This is a genomic window from Mycobacterium sp. (genome assembly GCF_050701675.1).
Classification (GTDB): domain Bacteria; phylum Actinomycetota; class Actinomycetes; order Mycobacteriales; family Mycobacteriaceae; genus Mycobacterium.
Map to the genome: position 1 here is coordinate 1 of NZ_JBOGDD010001217.1, position 14,252 is coordinate 14,252.

Here is a 14,252-nt window from a genome sequence, read left to right on the forward strand (position 1 = left end):
GGTCTGACCGCGAGCAGCGTGGGCGTGTGCCCCGGCCATGTGGAGCTCATCTCATCGATCAGCGTGCGCGGTTCGTCGGCGGGCGCAACGGCGATCGTCCTGTTGAACGCGTCGAACCGGGTGAGGGTCCAGAGCAACGTGGCCAACACCGCTACCGGCGAGTGGCTGATGATGGCGATAGGCGCGGGGGTGACGGCGTTACCGAGGTGGCGCACCAGCTGAAACCCTTCCTTCATGGCGCGTGCCAACCTGACCGCTTCGGCCCGGGATATACCGCCCCCACGTCGGAGCGCGGTGCTGCCGGCGATAACGATGGGCACAGCTACCGCGGCATGGGTGCGCAACCAGCTCTCCATGTCCAGATGCACTGTTGCGGGAAGGCCAGCGTCGGTAAAGACCTTGGCCCATAAGGGATCTGAAACCGTCGTCAGCATTCCTCGGCGAAGGATCGTCGAGGTCAGCTGGCCGTCGTTGAGGCCTGCGACGATCGCTGGGAAGCCAAACGTGAAGCGGTGCGGCCCGACGGCGTCGCGCAGCCGATCCAGCGATTGGAAGGTGTTGAACATGAACATCACGGACTTGGCCGCGCCGGCGCTCAGCGCGGGCAGCAACACATCAACCTGCGACGCCAGGACCGTGACGAGCACCAGGTCCCAGTCCGTTGTCGTATCGAGTTCGGCACTGACGTGAACGGCTGCACGCTCGCCCTCGACGGTGACGATGGCCCCAACGTGGCGCAACTGGTCGAGTCGGGCGCCACGCGCGATGACAGTCACGTCGTGACCGGCCTCGGACAGCTGGAAAGCGAACGTGCTACCGATACCGCCCGGCCCGACTATCGCGATCTGCATCTTTCCATCATCCATGACCTGGACTTACGCAGCGAAGATTGACAAGCCCAGACGACACGCCGACGTCTTGTCAAAGTACCCCTGCGATTCTGGTCAATCTTGGCTGCATCTCGACATGCGTGTTGTACCGATAGGAAGCAGATGCCATCCGACCTCCGTGGCTCCGGTTGTCTCACCGCTGGGATGCGAATCTTGCGTGCGGACAACGGCTCCGAGGTCTCGATTGGCGAGCTGATGCGCACCGGTGCGCGGCCTCTGGTGTGGTCGCTCGACGAACGGAAGCGGCTGGTGACGCAGCCGATGGCCAGCGTGCTCCCCAACGGCCGGAACGAAGTATTCACGCTGCGGCTGGCCTCCGGCCGTGAGATGGAGGCCGCGGCCAACTCTTCGTTTCTGACGCTCGATGGGTGGACACCATTGAGCGCCTTGAAGGTTGGCGATCGGCTAGCGGTGCCGCGTCGCATACCTGCACCCGTACAGAGCCACCCGATGGCCGACGAGGAGGTCATCCTGCTGGCACACATGATCGGCGATGGGTTTTGCGTCAAGCGTCAGCCGATCCGATACGCAAGCATCGACGAGCAGAACCTGGCCGCTGTCACCACGGCCGCCAGGCACTTCGGTATTACCGCGGTGCGAGATGACTACGCCGCGGCACGGGTCACCACACTGCGGTCGCCCGCTCCGTATCACCTGACGCACGGGAGGCGAAATCCTGTCGCGGCCTGGCTCGACGACCTCGGCCTATTCGGGCTGCGGAGTTACGAGAAGTTCGTGCCGGCGAAGGTGTTCGCGCTGCCGAACGATCAGGTGGCCCTGTTCCTACGGCATCTGTGGGCCACGGACGGGTGCGTTACGTGGGATGCGAAGCAAGGCATCGGGCGGATCTATAACGGGTCAACCAGCCGACAGCTGATAGATGACGTCAGGCAACTGTTGTTGCGGTTCGGCATTCCCTCGCGGGCCTATTGCGCGCCGAAGGCGGGCTACCGTGATTACTGGTTCCTCAACGTATTAGGAGCGAACAACCAGACGCGACTCCTACGCAACGTGGACATGCACGGGGTGAAGTTCTTTGCCGCACGTAAGGTACTCGCGAATCTGGCTGGCGTGCGGAGTAACGAGAACGTCGACACGGTTCCGCGGGAAGTCTGGGATCGGGTGCGGCCGGCCTTGTCAGAGAGACAGATGTCTCACAGCGCTTTCGCCCAGGCGATGGGTACCAAGTTTTGCGGCTCGACCATGTGGAAGCATTCGCCGAGCCGAGGTCGACTTCACCGGGCCGCCGCGATCCTCGACGACCAGGTGTTGCACGATCTCACCACGAATGACGTCTTCTGGGACAGATCGTCGACATCACCAGTATCGGTGAGCACGACGTGTACGCCGTTGTCGTCGATAGCACGCAGAACCTTGTCGCCCAAGGGATTTCGGTCCGTGCTCCGCTGGGCAGCGACTAGCTGATCCTGGTTCAAGAGGTCCGACGGCCCGACGAAGGCAATAATCGTGGCTCATCAGCTACACCTGCCGTGGTTCAGCTTTCACATGATCGGGTTTATCGGCGGTGCCCACTCGATGTCCAATTGGACATTTGGGGGAGATTTATCGGTTGCCGGGAGCGCAACCAGGAAGGCAGTCACGACCGCCGTCAAGGAACGACGCAGCCAGGAAACCCAAGCCGACCTGAACGCCGCGTTGGCCGCTCGGTAACCACCCGTACCTCCACTTGATATTGGGTGGGACCGGGAGCAGTATTATTTCTGGTGTGAAATTAGACGCCGTCGCCATTGCGGTGGTTATGTGATGAGGGCAGTCGATCACCTTCCCAAGGCTGGGAGTGTGATCGGCCGGGTACTGAGGTTAACCAGGTAACGGGTATCGGCAACGCAGGGGGTTTGGCATGGCGGTCCGGGGCATCAAGGCAGTTAAGAAAATCATGCAGACAACATTTGATCCAGAGTTGGTGATTCCAGAAGAAGTCAGGGTGACAGAATTTACCGGCGATGACAGTTTAACTCGGAAAGATCTTTTTCAGCATCCGATTCCCGCTGATTCCCTGATTTGGAAGTATTGGGGGCGTCTTGATGTCGCATTTTTCGGCAGCGCAGTCTTGGGTCCCATTGCGGGAGCGTGGCCGCAGATGGGGAGAGCGACCGCAGGTTCTGTTCTCTTCACTGGTGACAGTTCTTTCGGCGCACGCGCTAAGATATATAAAATACGGCATCAGAGATCGCACGAGTACATTTATGGCTCGGTGTACGACGCTCCGGAAGATGCGAAGAAATATGGGCTGAAGACACGGAATATGCACAAGTCTGTCAAAGGCACACTGCAGGACGGCACGTTTCATGCCTTGAATGCGGAAACCTTCTATTTTGCGCATGTCACCTTCTTTTATCATCTATTGATAATCGTAACCGAGCAACTGTATTTCAGCGGGTCCATGCCACGGGCGATGAAAGAGCAGATATTTGAGGAATCCAAGGAGTGGTACAGCTTGTGGGGGGTGGACGATAGTCCTCAGCCGGATACGTACGACGACTTCGAGCAGTATCTGGAAAACATCGAGCGTAATCATTTGGTGAACTCACAGGTAACTCAGGTCATGCTGGAACAATTTATGGAGCGCCGCCTGGCGCCGCGGTGGTGGCCTCCAGTCATGAAGAAATTTGTGTGGCCCTGGTTGGCGGGGCGGCGGCAAGTCGTTGTTAATAGTTATCCGCCCCATGTGCAGGAGCTGTTCCAATTAGAATGGACCCCCGAGGACGAGGAGATTTCCCACCGTTTTATGCATATGTATCGGCGGTCGTACGCGGTTCTCGAGCGTCTCCTCCCGCTGAAGTTTTTCTACTTGCCGATTGCGGTGAAAGGCTTTGAGCGGGAAGGGGTCGATCCACGCAACATCACGCTGGAGTCCGCACAGCAAGCACTCCGGGAAAACCGCGCCCGCCGCGTCGCGCGAGAAAATACACCAATAGATGAGACGAATGGGGTGCCGGCTTCCAGCTAATAAGGTTGCTGGGCCGCCGGTTTCACCCGGCCGCACTGTCTGTCCTGGGCGTACGGCGGTTCTGGAGATCCGGGCTATAAAGGTGGCCTATTGTTGGTAACCCTGCGTGTTGATTAAGCATTATTCTCTTGTGGGGCTCGGCAGATGGGCTGCTATCGGGTTATGTTCGGCGAATGATCAACATTCGGTCTTCACATGTCGACCGAGTTCGCGCGCAGTCTTTCGGGACCGTAGCGAGAGAGTGTGACCTGTATCGGCCGCGTTATCCGGTGGCGCTGATCGATGAGTTGACGTGTCCACGGCAGCACTGTGTGCTCGATGTTGGTTCGGGTACCGGCATTTCGCTGAACAGTTGTTGGCTCGTGGATGTGACGTGCTAGTCGTGGAGCCCAGTGCGAACAGGGCCAGAATTGCCGAGAGCAAGGGCATATCGGTTGAGCTCGCACGATTTGAGGGCTGGAATCCCGATGATAGAACATTCGACCGCAGGGACGGCGGGCGGAAAGGTTGGTGCAGCAGCCGAAAACGATGGGAGCAGTGGTGAGCGAAAGAGGACGGGCGATGATTCAACAGATGAATCACGCAGCACTCCGCCACACGTAAGTGAGAATTCGTAGGGTGGACGTGACGTGAGATCGCTAGCGCTCCAGCAGGTCAGAGCGCCGCTAGTGGACATGAAGTTTGAGAAGGCATAGGCAGTGCCCTGGCCGCTACGATGCGGTGGTGTGGCTGGGCGCCCCGGCGATCGAGGCGATCGAACTCGTCAAGACCTAGCAACGTCGCCGCCAATAAGCAACGAAATGCCGTAGACACGAACAGAATCGCTACCCGCGGAGAGCCGATGAAGACAGTCGCACGCCTCGGAGCGACTGCCGTCGCCACCGTCGCTCTCGCCGCCGCCATCGCGGGCTGCTCCTCGGGGTCGTCGGTATCCTCCGACGCAGACTTGGCCGCCTCGACCGTCACGGTCACGTCATCGGCGTCGAGCGCCCCCTCGGCCACGGACAGCGACGCGGGCCCTGGCGGCACCGGCGGGCAGGGTGGTACGCCGGCGGCCGCCCCCGCCCCCGCCGCGTCGCGGCCGCTCTCGGATTTCGCCGATGGATCGGCCGAGTGGCCGTACTACTCGTTCGGAACGCCGACCGGTCAGATCCAGTGCCGCGTGGTGGACGGGACGCTGGCCTGCCAAACCGAGGGCCGTTCACACACAGTCGCCGATAGCGCATTGTGCGGCTTCTACCCCGGCGAGGAGCAGAGTCACACACGGCGATTCGGCTACTTCCAGAGTGGGCGGGAACCGTGCGCGACCATCATCCAGGGTGAGGGATTCAATTCGCCACATACGTTGGCCTACGGTCAGGCCGTGACCGCCGAGCTGCCGTCGGGGCGCACGGTCACCTGCATGTCAGCCGTCGAAGGATTGACCTGCACCCAGGCCGACGGGCCCGGACCGCGGGGCTTCTTCCTATCGGTCGACACGTTCACGGTCCTCTGACAGCGTCACCGCTGAGAGCCGCTGATGGTCTTGCGAGCCAACGACATCCCGGTCTCGATGCGCTTTGCACCTGGTGGGTGGCCCACTCATAGGCCCGCCTCGGGCGTGCCCCGGCCGCTGAACAGTGGTGTGTTCGGGATGGATCGATCGAGACCGATCCATCTGGCCAGGCGCAAAACCCGGCCGGACATCGGCACAGCCTTGCGCGCCATCCCACGAAGCCGGGACAGGAACGTCGTGCGGGAGCATCCGCGGCCTGAACGGGGTTTAGTTGAGATGGTCGAAATGACCGCTTGCCCAGCTGATGTGCCGTCTCTGCTGAGGGTGTAGGGGCGATCGAACTCCAAGGCCTCCAAGTCATCGACCATCCGCTGCACGGTGGCCGCTGAGAGTGCGGCCGCAGGACTCGGCGTGCTTGCGTAAATCGCCACCTTGCCGTCAAGCTCTCCCATGATCAGTCCTTCGGGCGATGACCTGGCCGGCGAAGTCAACCATCTGCTCAAGGCTGGGGAACATCGCGAAGGCATCCAGGATCGCCTCATCGATACCGGACCCGGCGAAGCGCTCGAGCTTCTCGACAATCGAGTCAACGGACGTGCCCGCTTCCAGGTTGATCCGCATGGCCGTCTTCAGCGCGTCAGGATCGCGGCCGGCGTCCTGCGCCGCACGGCGCGCAATCGACCACGAGCGGTCGAAGTCCTGCAGCCCCTCGACCCCGAGCCAGCCGGTGCCGCTGCGGCCGACCCGGCGCATCGCGGCCTCGCTGGCACCGCCGATCCAGATGGGCGGACCGCCGGTCTGAACTGGGCGCAGGTCGGCATGGACCGGCGGCAGGGAGAAGAACTCGCTGTCCCAGGACACCGGGGTGCTCGTCCACCACTGGCGCAGGAACGCCAATAGGTCATCGAGCATCCGCCCGCGCCGGCGCCAGTCCGCGCCGCGGGCGATGTCGAATTCGTCCTTCATCCACCCGACTCCCACGCCGACGTCGAGGCGGCCGTCGCTGAGCACGTCGAGCGTGGTCAGCAGCCGGGCCAGGTGAACCGGCTCGTAGTAGAACGTGCTGAGCGTGCTGGCGTTGAGCCGCACCCGGCTGGTCGCCGCCGCGGCGACCGTCCACAGCAGCACCGGATCGAGGTAACGGGTCATCTGCGGCGGGTACGGCTGCTCCTTGCCCGGATAGGTGCTCTGCATGTCAACCGGCGTGACCAGTCGATCGCCGACCCACAGCGTGTCGTAGCCAAGGTCCTCCAATCCGCGGCAGAACGCGCTCAGGCCAGCGGCGCTGCTGACAGCGGGCCCCACAAAGGGAATGACGAAACCAAGCTTCATCGCGAGAATCCTCTCTAGGCAGACTCATCGTCCGCCGACATTGAGAACGTTTCGGTGATCCGTCAACCACTATTTGGATGACGGCGCCCCCGTTCGTTCTCGGCTCGGGCCGGTGCGGATCAGCCGGGAACCGTTGCGCCGAGGGCGAAGTCGAAGTTCCCCACTCCGTGGCGGGCGAGGCCCATCATGATCAGGCCCGCACCTTCCAGCCAGTGCGCCATGTTCAAGCCGCCGACGTCCAGTGGGCGCAGCTCGAGGCTCTCGATGAACTCCGCCACGCCCGTCTTGGCGTGCGCGTCGTCGCCGGCGATGAAGACGTCGAGCGGCCGGCCCTTGGCCAGGACGACACCGAAGACGGTGTTGAATGCCTTCACCACGCTGGCGCTGACCGGGGCCGCCTTGGCAACTTCCTGCGCGATCGAGGTGTCATCGGGGACGGTGAGCCCGTCGGCCGCGGAATTGAAGGGGTTGCTGATGTCGACGATGACCTTGCCCGCGAGGGCGTTTCCGTACTGGGCGACGACCGGAACGACATTGGCGTACAGCAGGGCCACGATGACGATCTTCCCGGCCGGGACCGCGCCGAACTCTCCCGTCGTGGTGCTGCCGCCGAGAGCCTTGGCCAGGTCAGCCGCCTTGGTGTGATCGCGGCCGATGATTTCGACGGTGTTGCCGCCCGCTACCGCCAGCGTGCCGATGGTGCGGGCCATGTTCCCAGTGCCGATGATGCTGATGTTGGTCATGAGGTGTCCTGTCTTTGACTGTCGATCGGAAGGTTGGATCGAGCCGAACTGGCTGAGCCCTCGTGAAGGAGGACACGGCCTTCGTCGTCACTCGCCGTTGGTGAGAAGTTCCCAGGGCTGCATGCCGAGGAGACCAGCAAGGTGCCCCTGCATCTCGACGCCGGACGGCAGCGGGCGCCACCATATGGTCACCTCGGCGATCTTGCCGTCCGCGTCGAGCAGGATGTAGTCCATTCCGTTGACCACGGTGTCTTCGATCTGCAGCCGGAAGTACGCGGCGTGGTGCGTCTCGCCGCTGAGGACTTCGGAGTAGGTGAGGTCGGCCGCCACCGAGCCGACCCCCCGCATGGCTTCCAGGACTGCCTCGCGGCCGGTGAGTGGCTCATCGCCGAGCGGGCCGTACATCACCACGTCCTCGGCGAGGATTCCGGAAAGAGCGTCTTTGTCTGCGCCGCCGTGCATGCAGTCGACGAAGAATTCCACGGTGTCGCGGTGCGGGGCGAAGGCGGTCATATGACCGTGGTCCCGCCGTCGACCACCAGCTCCATGCCATTGACATAGCTCGAGTCGTCGGACGCGAGGAACAACGCGGCCGACGCGATCTCCTCAGGGCGGCCCATCTCTCGCCGCGGGATCACGGACTCGAACTGCGCCTTCATCTCCTCGTCCATCACCTCGGCCAACATCGGCGAGGCGACCTGGCCGGGGGTCAGCACGTTCACCCGGATCTTCCTGTCCCTCAACTCGGACACCCACACCCGTGCGTAGGCGGGTAGCACGGCCTTGCTTCCCGCGTACACACTCCAATTGGGGTAGCCCCGCAGCGATGCGTTTGACCCGGTCATGAAGATCGAGCCTCCGTCGTTGAACAGCGGAAGCGCCTTCTGGACCGTAAACAGCGTGCCGCGCGCGTTCAGCCCGAAGGCGGCGTCGAAGTCCTTCTCGGTGATCTCGCCGAGCCTGCTCTGTGCGCCCGTCCCGGCACTTGCCCACAACACGTCGATCGCGCCCTTTTCCTGCTTGACCGTGTCGTACAAACGGTCCAGATCGTCGAGGTTGGCCGAATCACCTTGTACGCCGGTCACATTCCGTCCGATCAGTTCGACGGCCTGGTCCAGCTCGTCCTTCCGTCGGCCCGAGATGAAGACGTGAGCTCCTTCGTCAACGAACAACTTGGCACCGGCCAGCGCCATGCCACTTGTCGCGCCCGTGATTACTGCGACCTTGCCATCGAGCTTTCCCATGATCACTCCAGCCATTCCGTAGTGCCGGTGTTATGTACACCGAGCTGCGTACTTAACGTACTCGGACGGTCGTGTGGAATGCAAGTTATGCACACCGATCGGTACCCAACTGGGTTACGCTGGAGGTATGACGGAGTTAGAGAAGGGGCCGCGAGGCCTGCGCCGGGGCCGGGGCGCACGAGAGCGCATCCTCGCCGCGTCGCGACAACTGTTCCGCGATCAAGGCATCAACAACACCGGCCTGGACCAGCTCTGCGCGGTGGCCCAGGTGTCCAAGCGCACGTTTTACCAGCACTTCACCAGCAAGGACGAGCTGATCGCCGAACACCTACGCCGATTCGATCCCGACATCCTGCCCGAGGTGTTCGACCGCACCGACCTCACACCCCGTGAACGGCTCCTCGCCGCTTTCGACATTCACGCGCCTCTGTGCCCGTTCATCGCGGCGGCCGTCGAAATCAACGACCCGAGCCACCCGGCACGCCTACACGCCCGCGACTACAAGACGGCCTTTGCCGCGCGGCTTACCGAAACCGCCCGCGAGGCCGGCGTCACCAACCCCGAACAGCTCGGCGAACAACTGGCGCTGCTCTTGGATGGCGCCTCGGCCCGCAACCGAGTCCTCAACGCCGACACCTTCGCCACCGCCGCCGCCATCGCAGTCGTCCTCATCGACAACGCCATCCCCATCGCCGCGGTACCGCCCGACGCAGGCGGGACCCTGTCAGCCGAAACGGGGCCGCGTGCCGGATCTGGCGGCGAGCTCAGCCGAAGGTGACGCCAAGGGAGAAGTTGTAGTTCCCCGCGCCATGCCGGCCCAGGCCTACTGACAGCAGGCCCGCGCCCTCGAGCCAGTGCGCCAGGCTCAGGTCGCCGCTGTCCCGCGGAAGCAGTCCGAGGCTCTCGATGAACACTGACAGTCTCGCTTTGGCCTGCGCGTCATCGCCGGCGATGAACACGTCCACCGGACCGCCCGCGGCCAGGACGTCGCGGAAGACGGTGTTGAACGCCTGGATGACATGGGCGCTTGCGGGGGCGGCCTCGGCGACCATTTCCGCGATGGAGGTGTCGTCAGGGACGGCCAGCCCGGTGACGCTGGCGTTGAAGGGGTTGGTGATGTCGACGATGATCTTGCCGGCCAGCGCGTCCCCGTACTGGCTGACGACCGGCACGGCGCTGTCGAATAGCACGGCGAGGATGACGATCTTGCCGGCCGGCGCTGCGCCCCACGTTCCGGCCGTGGCGCCGTTGTCGAGCGCCTCGATCCAGGAATACCTCGACGCACAACGAGGACCCCCGCCCCTACGTCTGGACCGCGACAGCAGAGTCAATCCTCGCCAAAGTCGCCCGCGGACGCATCGCCCTCAAAAAAGTCAGCTAAATCCGAGACACACCACTAGGTTTCCCGACTTGACGTGGTGCCCGCTGAAGCTCGGGCCGTTGCGCCGTATCCGGTCGTCAGCCAGTACACGGTGCGGTCGAGGATGGGCACGATGTCGGTGATCTCCAGCTCGCCGGCTGCGAAGCGGCCAAGAAGGCCGTAGATGACGGTCGAGAGAATCGTCTCGAGATCATGGACGAATTCGTCGTCGACGTCGGCGAGCACCAGCATGAAGGACGGCACGGTGATGTCGAGGCCCCGGCGAAAGAGCTCCCGCCCTCCCGGGGCCGCCCGTGCGCGGAAGAACGCCGTGAGCATCGCGGGATGCTGCTCCCACGGCTCGAAGATCGAGCGCAACAGGCGCATCATCCCGTCATAGACGGACTCGCCGGGCGGAGGGGACTGGTGGACCAAGCCCGCGTACCGGTGCTCGTCCATCCAGGCGTGCAGCGCGGCGAGGATCAACTCGTCCCGGGTCGAATAACGCTTGTAGATGGTGGCCAGCGACGTTCGTGCACGGCGCGCGACCTCGCGCAGCTGGACCGCGTCGTATCCCTCGGTTTCGAGCAGCACCGCGACGATGTCGAGTACCCGGTCCCGATGCGCACCAGTGTCATCAGGGCTCACCTCCACTTCGACCATCGTGCGTGCACCCCCTTGCCGTCTCTGAGTAACCAGGTTACCGTACCCCGGTGTAACACGGTTACTCACGACACACATCGCCCCGGAGTGTGGCCGGCGCAACGAAGCGAGGATCAATGGGTTCACTAGACGGCAAGGTCGCATTCATCACCGGAGTAGCGCGTGGGCAGGGCCGCAGCCACGCCGTACGCCTGGCCTCCGACGGCGCCAACATCATCGGTGTCGACATCTGCGCCGACATTCCTTCCAACGGCTACCCCATGGCCAGCCGCGACGAACTCGACGAAACCATTGCCCTGGTGGAGGCGGCGGGCGGCAAGATGGTCGGCACGGTGGCCGACGTCCGTGACTTCGCCGCGGTCAACGACGCGCTCACGGTAGGTGTGGAGCACTTCGGGCGCCTAGACATTGTCTGCGCGAATGCCGGCATCGCCACGATGGCGTTTCGCGAGCTGACCATCACCGAAGAGCTCGAGCAGTGGACCGACGTGCTCGACGTCAACCTGGTGGGTGCGTTCCACACCGCAAAGGCGGCCATCCCGCACCTGTTGGCAGGCGGGCGCGGTGGGTCGATCGTCTTCACCAGTTCGACCGCCGGTTTGAGGGGATTCGGCGGCCTGCAGGGTGGGGGACTGGCCTATGCGGCATCCAAGCACGGCATCGTCGGGCTCATGCGGACGCTGGCCAATGCGCTTGCCCCGGAGAGTGTTCGGGTGAATACCGTGCACCCGACGGCGGTCAACACCATGATGGCCGTCAATCCGGCGATGACGTCATTCCTGGAGAACTACCCGGGCGGTGTCGGGCCGCACCTTCACAACCCCATGCCGGTCGGGCTTCTCGAGCCCGAGGACATCAGCGCGGCGATCGCCTACCTGGTTTCCGATGCGGCGAAGTACGTCACCGGGGTGACGTTTCCCGTGGACGCTGGCTTCTGCAACAAGCTGTGAGCACGCCTGCCGGACGTGCTGCGGGCAAGCGCGTCCTGGTGACCGGCGCGGCCCGGGGGATGGGCCGCAGCCATGCCGTGCGCCTGGCCGAAGAGGGAGCCGATCTCATCCTCGTCGACATCTGCGAATCGCTGCCTGAAGTCGAATATCCGCTTGCGTCACGGGAAGACCTGATGCAGACCGCACGCCTGGTGGAGAAGCATGGAAGGCGTGCCATCACCCATGTCGTGGACGTGCGCGACTCTGCGGCCTTGACAGCCGCCGTCGACGATGGCGTCGCGGAGCTAGGTGGACTGGATGCGTCGGTGGCCAACGCTGGCGTCCTAACCGTCGGCACCTGGGACACCACCACACCGGAGCAGTGGCGCACGGTCGTCGACGTGAACCTGATCGGAACGTGGAACACCTGCGCCGCCGCATTGCCACACCTCGTCGAGCGTGGCGGCAGCCTGGTCAACATAAGCTCGGCGGCCGGCCTGAAGGGCACACCGCTGCACACCCCGTACACAGCCTCCAAGCACGGCGTAGTCAGACTGAGTCGGGCCCTGGCCAATGAGCTTGCCGCACAGCATGTCCGGGTCAACACGGTGCATCCCACCGGTGTCGCGACCGGGATGCAACCCGCGTCGCTGCACGGGCTGCTGGCCGAGGCACGCCCAGACCTCGTCCCGATCTTCCTCAACGCCATGCCCATCGTGATGGCCGAGGCGATCGACATCAGCAACGCGGTGCTGTTCCTGGTGTCCGATGAATCCCGGTACGTCACCGGCCTGGAATTCAAGGTCGACGCAGGCGTCACCCTGCGATGAGTAGAAGGAACTGTCACCGATGACCACGATCGACACCGAACGCTCAACCCGCGGACGGCGTGCCTTCGCCGACGTAATGACGTTCGCCGCACCCGAGGGCACCACACCTATCGACGCGACGCTGCTCGACTTCGTCTTCGCCGAAGTCTGGGAACGACCGGGACTCAGCCGCCGGAACCGACGCTTCGTCACGCTCCCCTGCGTCGCGGCGGCTGACGCCGAAGGACCACTGCGTGACCACGTGTATGCCGCGCTCAACAGCGGCGACGTGACGATCGCCGAAATGCAGGAAACCGTCTTGCATTTCGCGGTCTACAGCGGCTGGCCGAAGGCATCGCGGTTCAACATCATCGTCGACGAACAGTGGGAGCGCATCCACCGCGAGCGCGGACTGACCCCACCGCCACCGGATCCACTGCTGCCACTCATCACCCCGAGTGACCCGCAGGACCGACTGAGCCACGGGGAGCAAGCGTTCCGCGACGTCAACTGCGTGCCCTACGTTCCCACCCGCGACAACCCATACACCGGCGCTGGCATCCTCAACTTCGTCTTCGGTGAGATGTGGGTTCGGCCGGGACTGGGAATGAAGGAACGGCGTCTCGTGACGGTGGCGTGCGTCGCGTTCCAGGACGCCCCGTATCCGATCCTGAGTCACGTCTACGCGGCATTGAAGAGCGGCGACATCACCTTCGACGAAATGGATGAATTGGCACTGCACTTCGCGGCGTACTACGGCTGCGCGAAGGCCTCGCAGCTCAACGACGAGATCGGGCGACAGAAGCAAATCGTGCTCGAGGCATGGCGTACCGAGGAAGGCGAATCCACGTGAGCACCGCAGTGTCGTTGCCGGCAGGTCTGATCATCGGGGGAGACCTGGTTACGCGGTCCTCGGGCGGAAGTCATCAGCACATCTACCCAGCCACCGGACGACCCAACGTCACCGTTCCGCTCGCCGGCGCGGTCGATATCGATGACGCGGTCGCCTCAGCGCGGGAAGCGCAGCGGGCCTGGATGGCGCTGACGGTCGATCGCCGTCGCGACATGCTGATAGACCTGGCCGACATGGTGCACGCCCATCTCGACGAACTCGCACTACTGAACGTGTACGACTACGGGGTGCCGATCTCCTTCGCGGGTACCGCGCACATGCTCGAATGGTTTCTTCGCCACTTCGCCGGCTATGTCGACAAACCGCACGGCACGAGTTCTCCGGTCAATGGGTCCTTCGACGTGAATCTCATCGAGCGGGAACCCTACGGTGTGGTCGGTGTCATCACCCCGTGGAACGGTGCGTTGGCTGTTGCGGCATCGTGCGTGGCACCCGCACTCGCCGCGGGCAACTCGGTGATCTTGAAACCGTCGGAACTGGCGCCGTTGGCTGCGATCAGGTTCGGCGAACTGTGCGTGGAAGCCGGTCTGCCGGCCGGACTGGTGAACGTAACGCCCGCCGGCGCCGAAGGAGGGGAGGCACTCGTCCGCCACCCCGGCATCCGCAAGATCCACTTCACCGGCGGTGACGCCACCGCGCGACGAGTGCTCGCAGCGGCCGCGGGCACTCTGACGCCGGTGGTCGCCGAACTGGGCGGCAAGTCCGCGAACGTCGTCTTCGAGGACGCTGACCTCGACCTCGCCGCGGCCATGGCAGCTCATCAAGGGCCGCTGATGCAGTCCGGCCAAAGCTGCGCATGCGCAAGCCGGGTACTGATCCACGAATCGGTCTACGACGCGTTCGTGGAGAAGTTCCTCGCGACCGTCGGGTCGGCCAGCGTCGGCGACCCGCTCGACCCGACTG

At 63.7% G+C, this 14,252-nt stretch carries 15 protein-coding genes and 2 pseudogenes; 9 read left to right on the top strand and 8 right to left on the bottom strand.

Annotated features, from left to right (window positions below):
* On the bottom strand, positions 1–866 hold an 866-nt coding region (locus ACRDUX_RS37805; protein WP_526422170.1), incomplete at its 3' end, for a ketopantoate reductase family protein.
* Positions 867–977: 111 nt separating this feature from the next.
* On the opposite strand from ACRDUX_RS37805, the pseudogene ACRDUX_RS37810 reads away from it, so the two are divergent.
* From ACRDUX_RS37810 to ACRDUX_RS37820, 3 genes and pseudogenes are all read left to right on the top strand, one after another.
* A pseudogene (locus ACRDUX_RS37810) lies at positions 978–2,308 on the top strand (LAGLIDADG family homing endonuclease); the annotation flags it as partial.
* A 443-nt stretch (positions 2,309–2,751) separates the two neighbouring features.
* Positions 2,752–3,861 carry an oxygenase MpaB family protein gene (locus ACRDUX_RS37815; RefSeq protein ID WP_526422172.1) on the top strand — a complete coding sequence of 370 codons (1,110 nt, stop codon included), beginning with the start codon at positions 2,752–2,754 and terminating at the stop codon, positions 3,859–3,861.
* 841 nt (positions 3,862–4,702) lie between these two features.
* Positions 4,703–5,356, top strand: a complete 654-nt coding sequence (locus ACRDUX_RS37820) for a hypothetical protein (RefSeq protein ID WP_526422174.1) — start codon at positions 4,703–4,705, stop codon at positions 5,354–5,356.
* A gap of 86 nt (positions 5,357–5,442) precedes the next feature.
* Here the strand turns inward: ACRDUX_RS37820 and ACRDUX_RS37825 are convergent, their stop codons facing one another.
* The 5 genes from ACRDUX_RS37825 to ACRDUX_RS37845 form a co-directional block, all read right to left on the bottom strand.
* Positions 5,443–5,808, bottom strand: a complete 366-nt coding sequence (locus ACRDUX_RS37825; protein WP_526422176.1) for a hypothetical protein — start codon at positions 5,806–5,808, stop codon at positions 5,443–5,445.
* Positions 5,795–6,688 (bottom strand): TIGR03619 family F420-dependent LLM class oxidoreductase, encoded by an 894-nt coding sequence (locus ACRDUX_RS37830; RefSeq protein WP_526422178.1) that lies wholly within the window; start codon positions 6,686–6,688, stop codon positions 5,795–5,797. The genes ACRDUX_RS37825 and ACRDUX_RS37830 overlap by 14 nt, the downstream gene beginning before the upstream one ends.
* A gap of 119 nt (positions 6,689–6,807) precedes the next feature.
* Positions 6,808–7,431 (bottom strand): NADPH-dependent F420 reductase, encoded by a 624-nt coding sequence (locus tag ACRDUX_RS37835; RefSeq protein ID WP_526422180.1) that lies wholly within the window; start codon positions 7,429–7,431, stop codon positions 6,808–6,810.
* 87 nt (positions 7,432–7,518) lie between these two features.
* Entirely contained in the window at positions 7,519–7,944 is a 426-nt protein-coding gene (locus ACRDUX_RS37840; RefSeq protein WP_526422182.1) for a nuclear transport factor 2 family protein, read from the bottom strand.
* Entirely contained in the window at positions 7,941–8,675 is a 735-nt protein-coding gene (locus tag ACRDUX_RS37845) for an SDR family NAD(P)-dependent oxidoreductase (protein ID WP_526422184.1), read from the bottom strand. The genes ACRDUX_RS37840 and ACRDUX_RS37845 overlap by 4 nt, the downstream gene beginning before the upstream one ends.
* A 127-nt stretch (positions 8,676–8,802) precedes the next feature.
* On the opposite strand from ACRDUX_RS37845, the gene ACRDUX_RS37850 reads away from it, so the two are divergent.
* Positions 8,803–9,453: a TetR/AcrR family transcriptional regulator gene (locus ACRDUX_RS37850; RefSeq protein ID WP_526422186.1), complete on the top strand. Its 651-nt coding sequence runs from the start codon at positions 8,803–8,805 to the stop codon at positions 9,451–9,453.
* Here ACRDUX_RS37850 and ACRDUX_RS37855 read toward each other — a convergent pair.
* Complete coding sequence (locus ACRDUX_RS37855; RefSeq protein WP_526422188.1) at positions 9,440–9,865, bottom strand: NADPH-dependent F420 reductase; 426 nt, start codon at positions 9,863–9,865, stop codon at positions 9,440–9,442. The genes ACRDUX_RS37850 and ACRDUX_RS37855 overlap by 14 nt on opposite strands.
* A gap of 67 nt (positions 9,866–9,932) precedes the next feature.
* On the opposite strand from ACRDUX_RS37855, the pseudogene ACRDUX_RS37860 reads away from it, so the two are divergent.
* Positions 9,933–10,056: pseudogene (locus ACRDUX_RS37860) on the top strand (IS630 family transposase); the annotation flags it as partial.
* 15 nt (positions 10,057–10,071) lie between these two features.
* On the opposite strand, the gene ACRDUX_RS37865 reads toward ACRDUX_RS37860, so the two are convergent.
* The gene (locus ACRDUX_RS37865) at positions 10,072–10,698 is read right to left on the bottom strand and encodes a TetR/AcrR family transcriptional regulator (RefSeq protein WP_526422190.1); all 627 of its coding nucleotides are present in this window, start codon (positions 10,696–10,698) and stop codon (positions 10,072–10,074) included.
* Between the two features lie 116 nt (positions 10,699–10,814).
* Here ACRDUX_RS37865 and ACRDUX_RS37870 point away from each other — a divergent pair, with 116 nt between their 5' ends.
* From ACRDUX_RS37870 to ACRDUX_RS37885, 4 genes are all read left to right on the top strand, one after another.
* A complete protein-coding gene (locus ACRDUX_RS37870; RefSeq protein WP_526422192.1) occupies positions 10,815–11,648 on the top strand; it encodes a mycofactocin-coupled SDR family oxidoreductase in 834 nt (277 codons plus the stop codon).
* Positions 11,645–12,457, top strand: a complete 813-nt coding sequence (locus ACRDUX_RS37875; protein WP_526422194.1) for a mycofactocin-coupled SDR family oxidoreductase — start codon at positions 11,645–11,647, stop codon at positions 12,455–12,457. Before ACRDUX_RS37870 ends, ACRDUX_RS37875 begins: the two co-directional genes overlap by 4 nt.
* Before the next feature lie 19 nt (positions 12,458–12,476).
* Positions 12,477–13,289: a carboxymuconolactone decarboxylase family protein gene (locus ACRDUX_RS37880; protein ID WP_526422196.1), complete on the top strand. Its 813-nt coding sequence runs from the start codon at positions 12,477–12,479 to the stop codon at positions 13,287–13,289.
* A partial coding sequence (locus ACRDUX_RS37885; protein WP_526422198.1) for an aldehyde dehydrogenase family protein occupies positions 13,286–14,252 on the top strand: 967 nt, incomplete at its 3' end. The genes ACRDUX_RS37880 and ACRDUX_RS37885, both read left to right, overlap by 4 nt.

Excerpts from the sequence above, each read along its gene's own strand:
- ACRDUX_RS37815 (WP_526422172.1), top strand. The coding sequence starts at position 2,752 with ATGGCGGTCCGGGGCATCAAGGCAGTTAAGAAAATCATGCAGACAACA.
- ACRDUX_RS37820 (WP_526422174.1), top strand. The coding sequence starts at position 4,703 with ATGAAGACAGTCGCACGCCTCGGAGCGACTGCCGTCGCCACCGTCGCT.
- ACRDUX_RS37825 (WP_526422176.1), bottom strand. The coding sequence starts at position 5,808 with ATGGGAGAGCTTGACGGCAAGGTGGCGATTTACGCAAGCACGCCGAGT.
- ACRDUX_RS37830 (WP_526422178.1), bottom strand. The coding sequence starts at position 6,688 with ATGAAGCTTGGTTTCGTCATTCCCTTTGTGGGGCCCGCTGTCAGCAGC.
- ACRDUX_RS37835 (WP_526422180.1), bottom strand. The coding sequence starts at position 7,431 with ATGACCAACATCAGCATCATCGGCACTGGGAACATGGCCCGCACCATC.
- ACRDUX_RS37840 (WP_526422182.1), bottom strand. The coding sequence starts at position 7,944 with ATGACCGCCTTCGCCCCGCACCGCGACACCGTGGAATTCTTCGTCGAC.
- ACRDUX_RS37845 (WP_526422184.1), bottom strand. The coding sequence starts at position 8,675 with ATGGGAAAGCTCGATGGCAAGGTCGCAGTAATCACGGGCGCGACAAGT.
- ACRDUX_RS37850 (WP_526422186.1), top strand. The coding sequence starts at position 8,803 with ATGACGGAGTTAGAGAAGGGGCCGCGAGGCCTGCGCCGGGGCCGGGGC.
- ACRDUX_RS37865 (WP_526422190.1), bottom strand. The coding sequence starts at position 10,698 with ATGGTCGAAGTGGAGGTGAGCCCTGATGACACTGGTGCGCATCGGGAC.
- ACRDUX_RS37870 (WP_526422192.1), top strand. The coding sequence starts at position 10,815 with ATGGGTTCACTAGACGGCAAGGTCGCATTCATCACCGGAGTAGCGCGT.
- ACRDUX_RS37880 (WP_526422196.1), top strand. The coding sequence starts at position 12,477 with ATGACCACGATCGACACCGAACGCTCAACCCGCGGACGGCGTGCCTTC.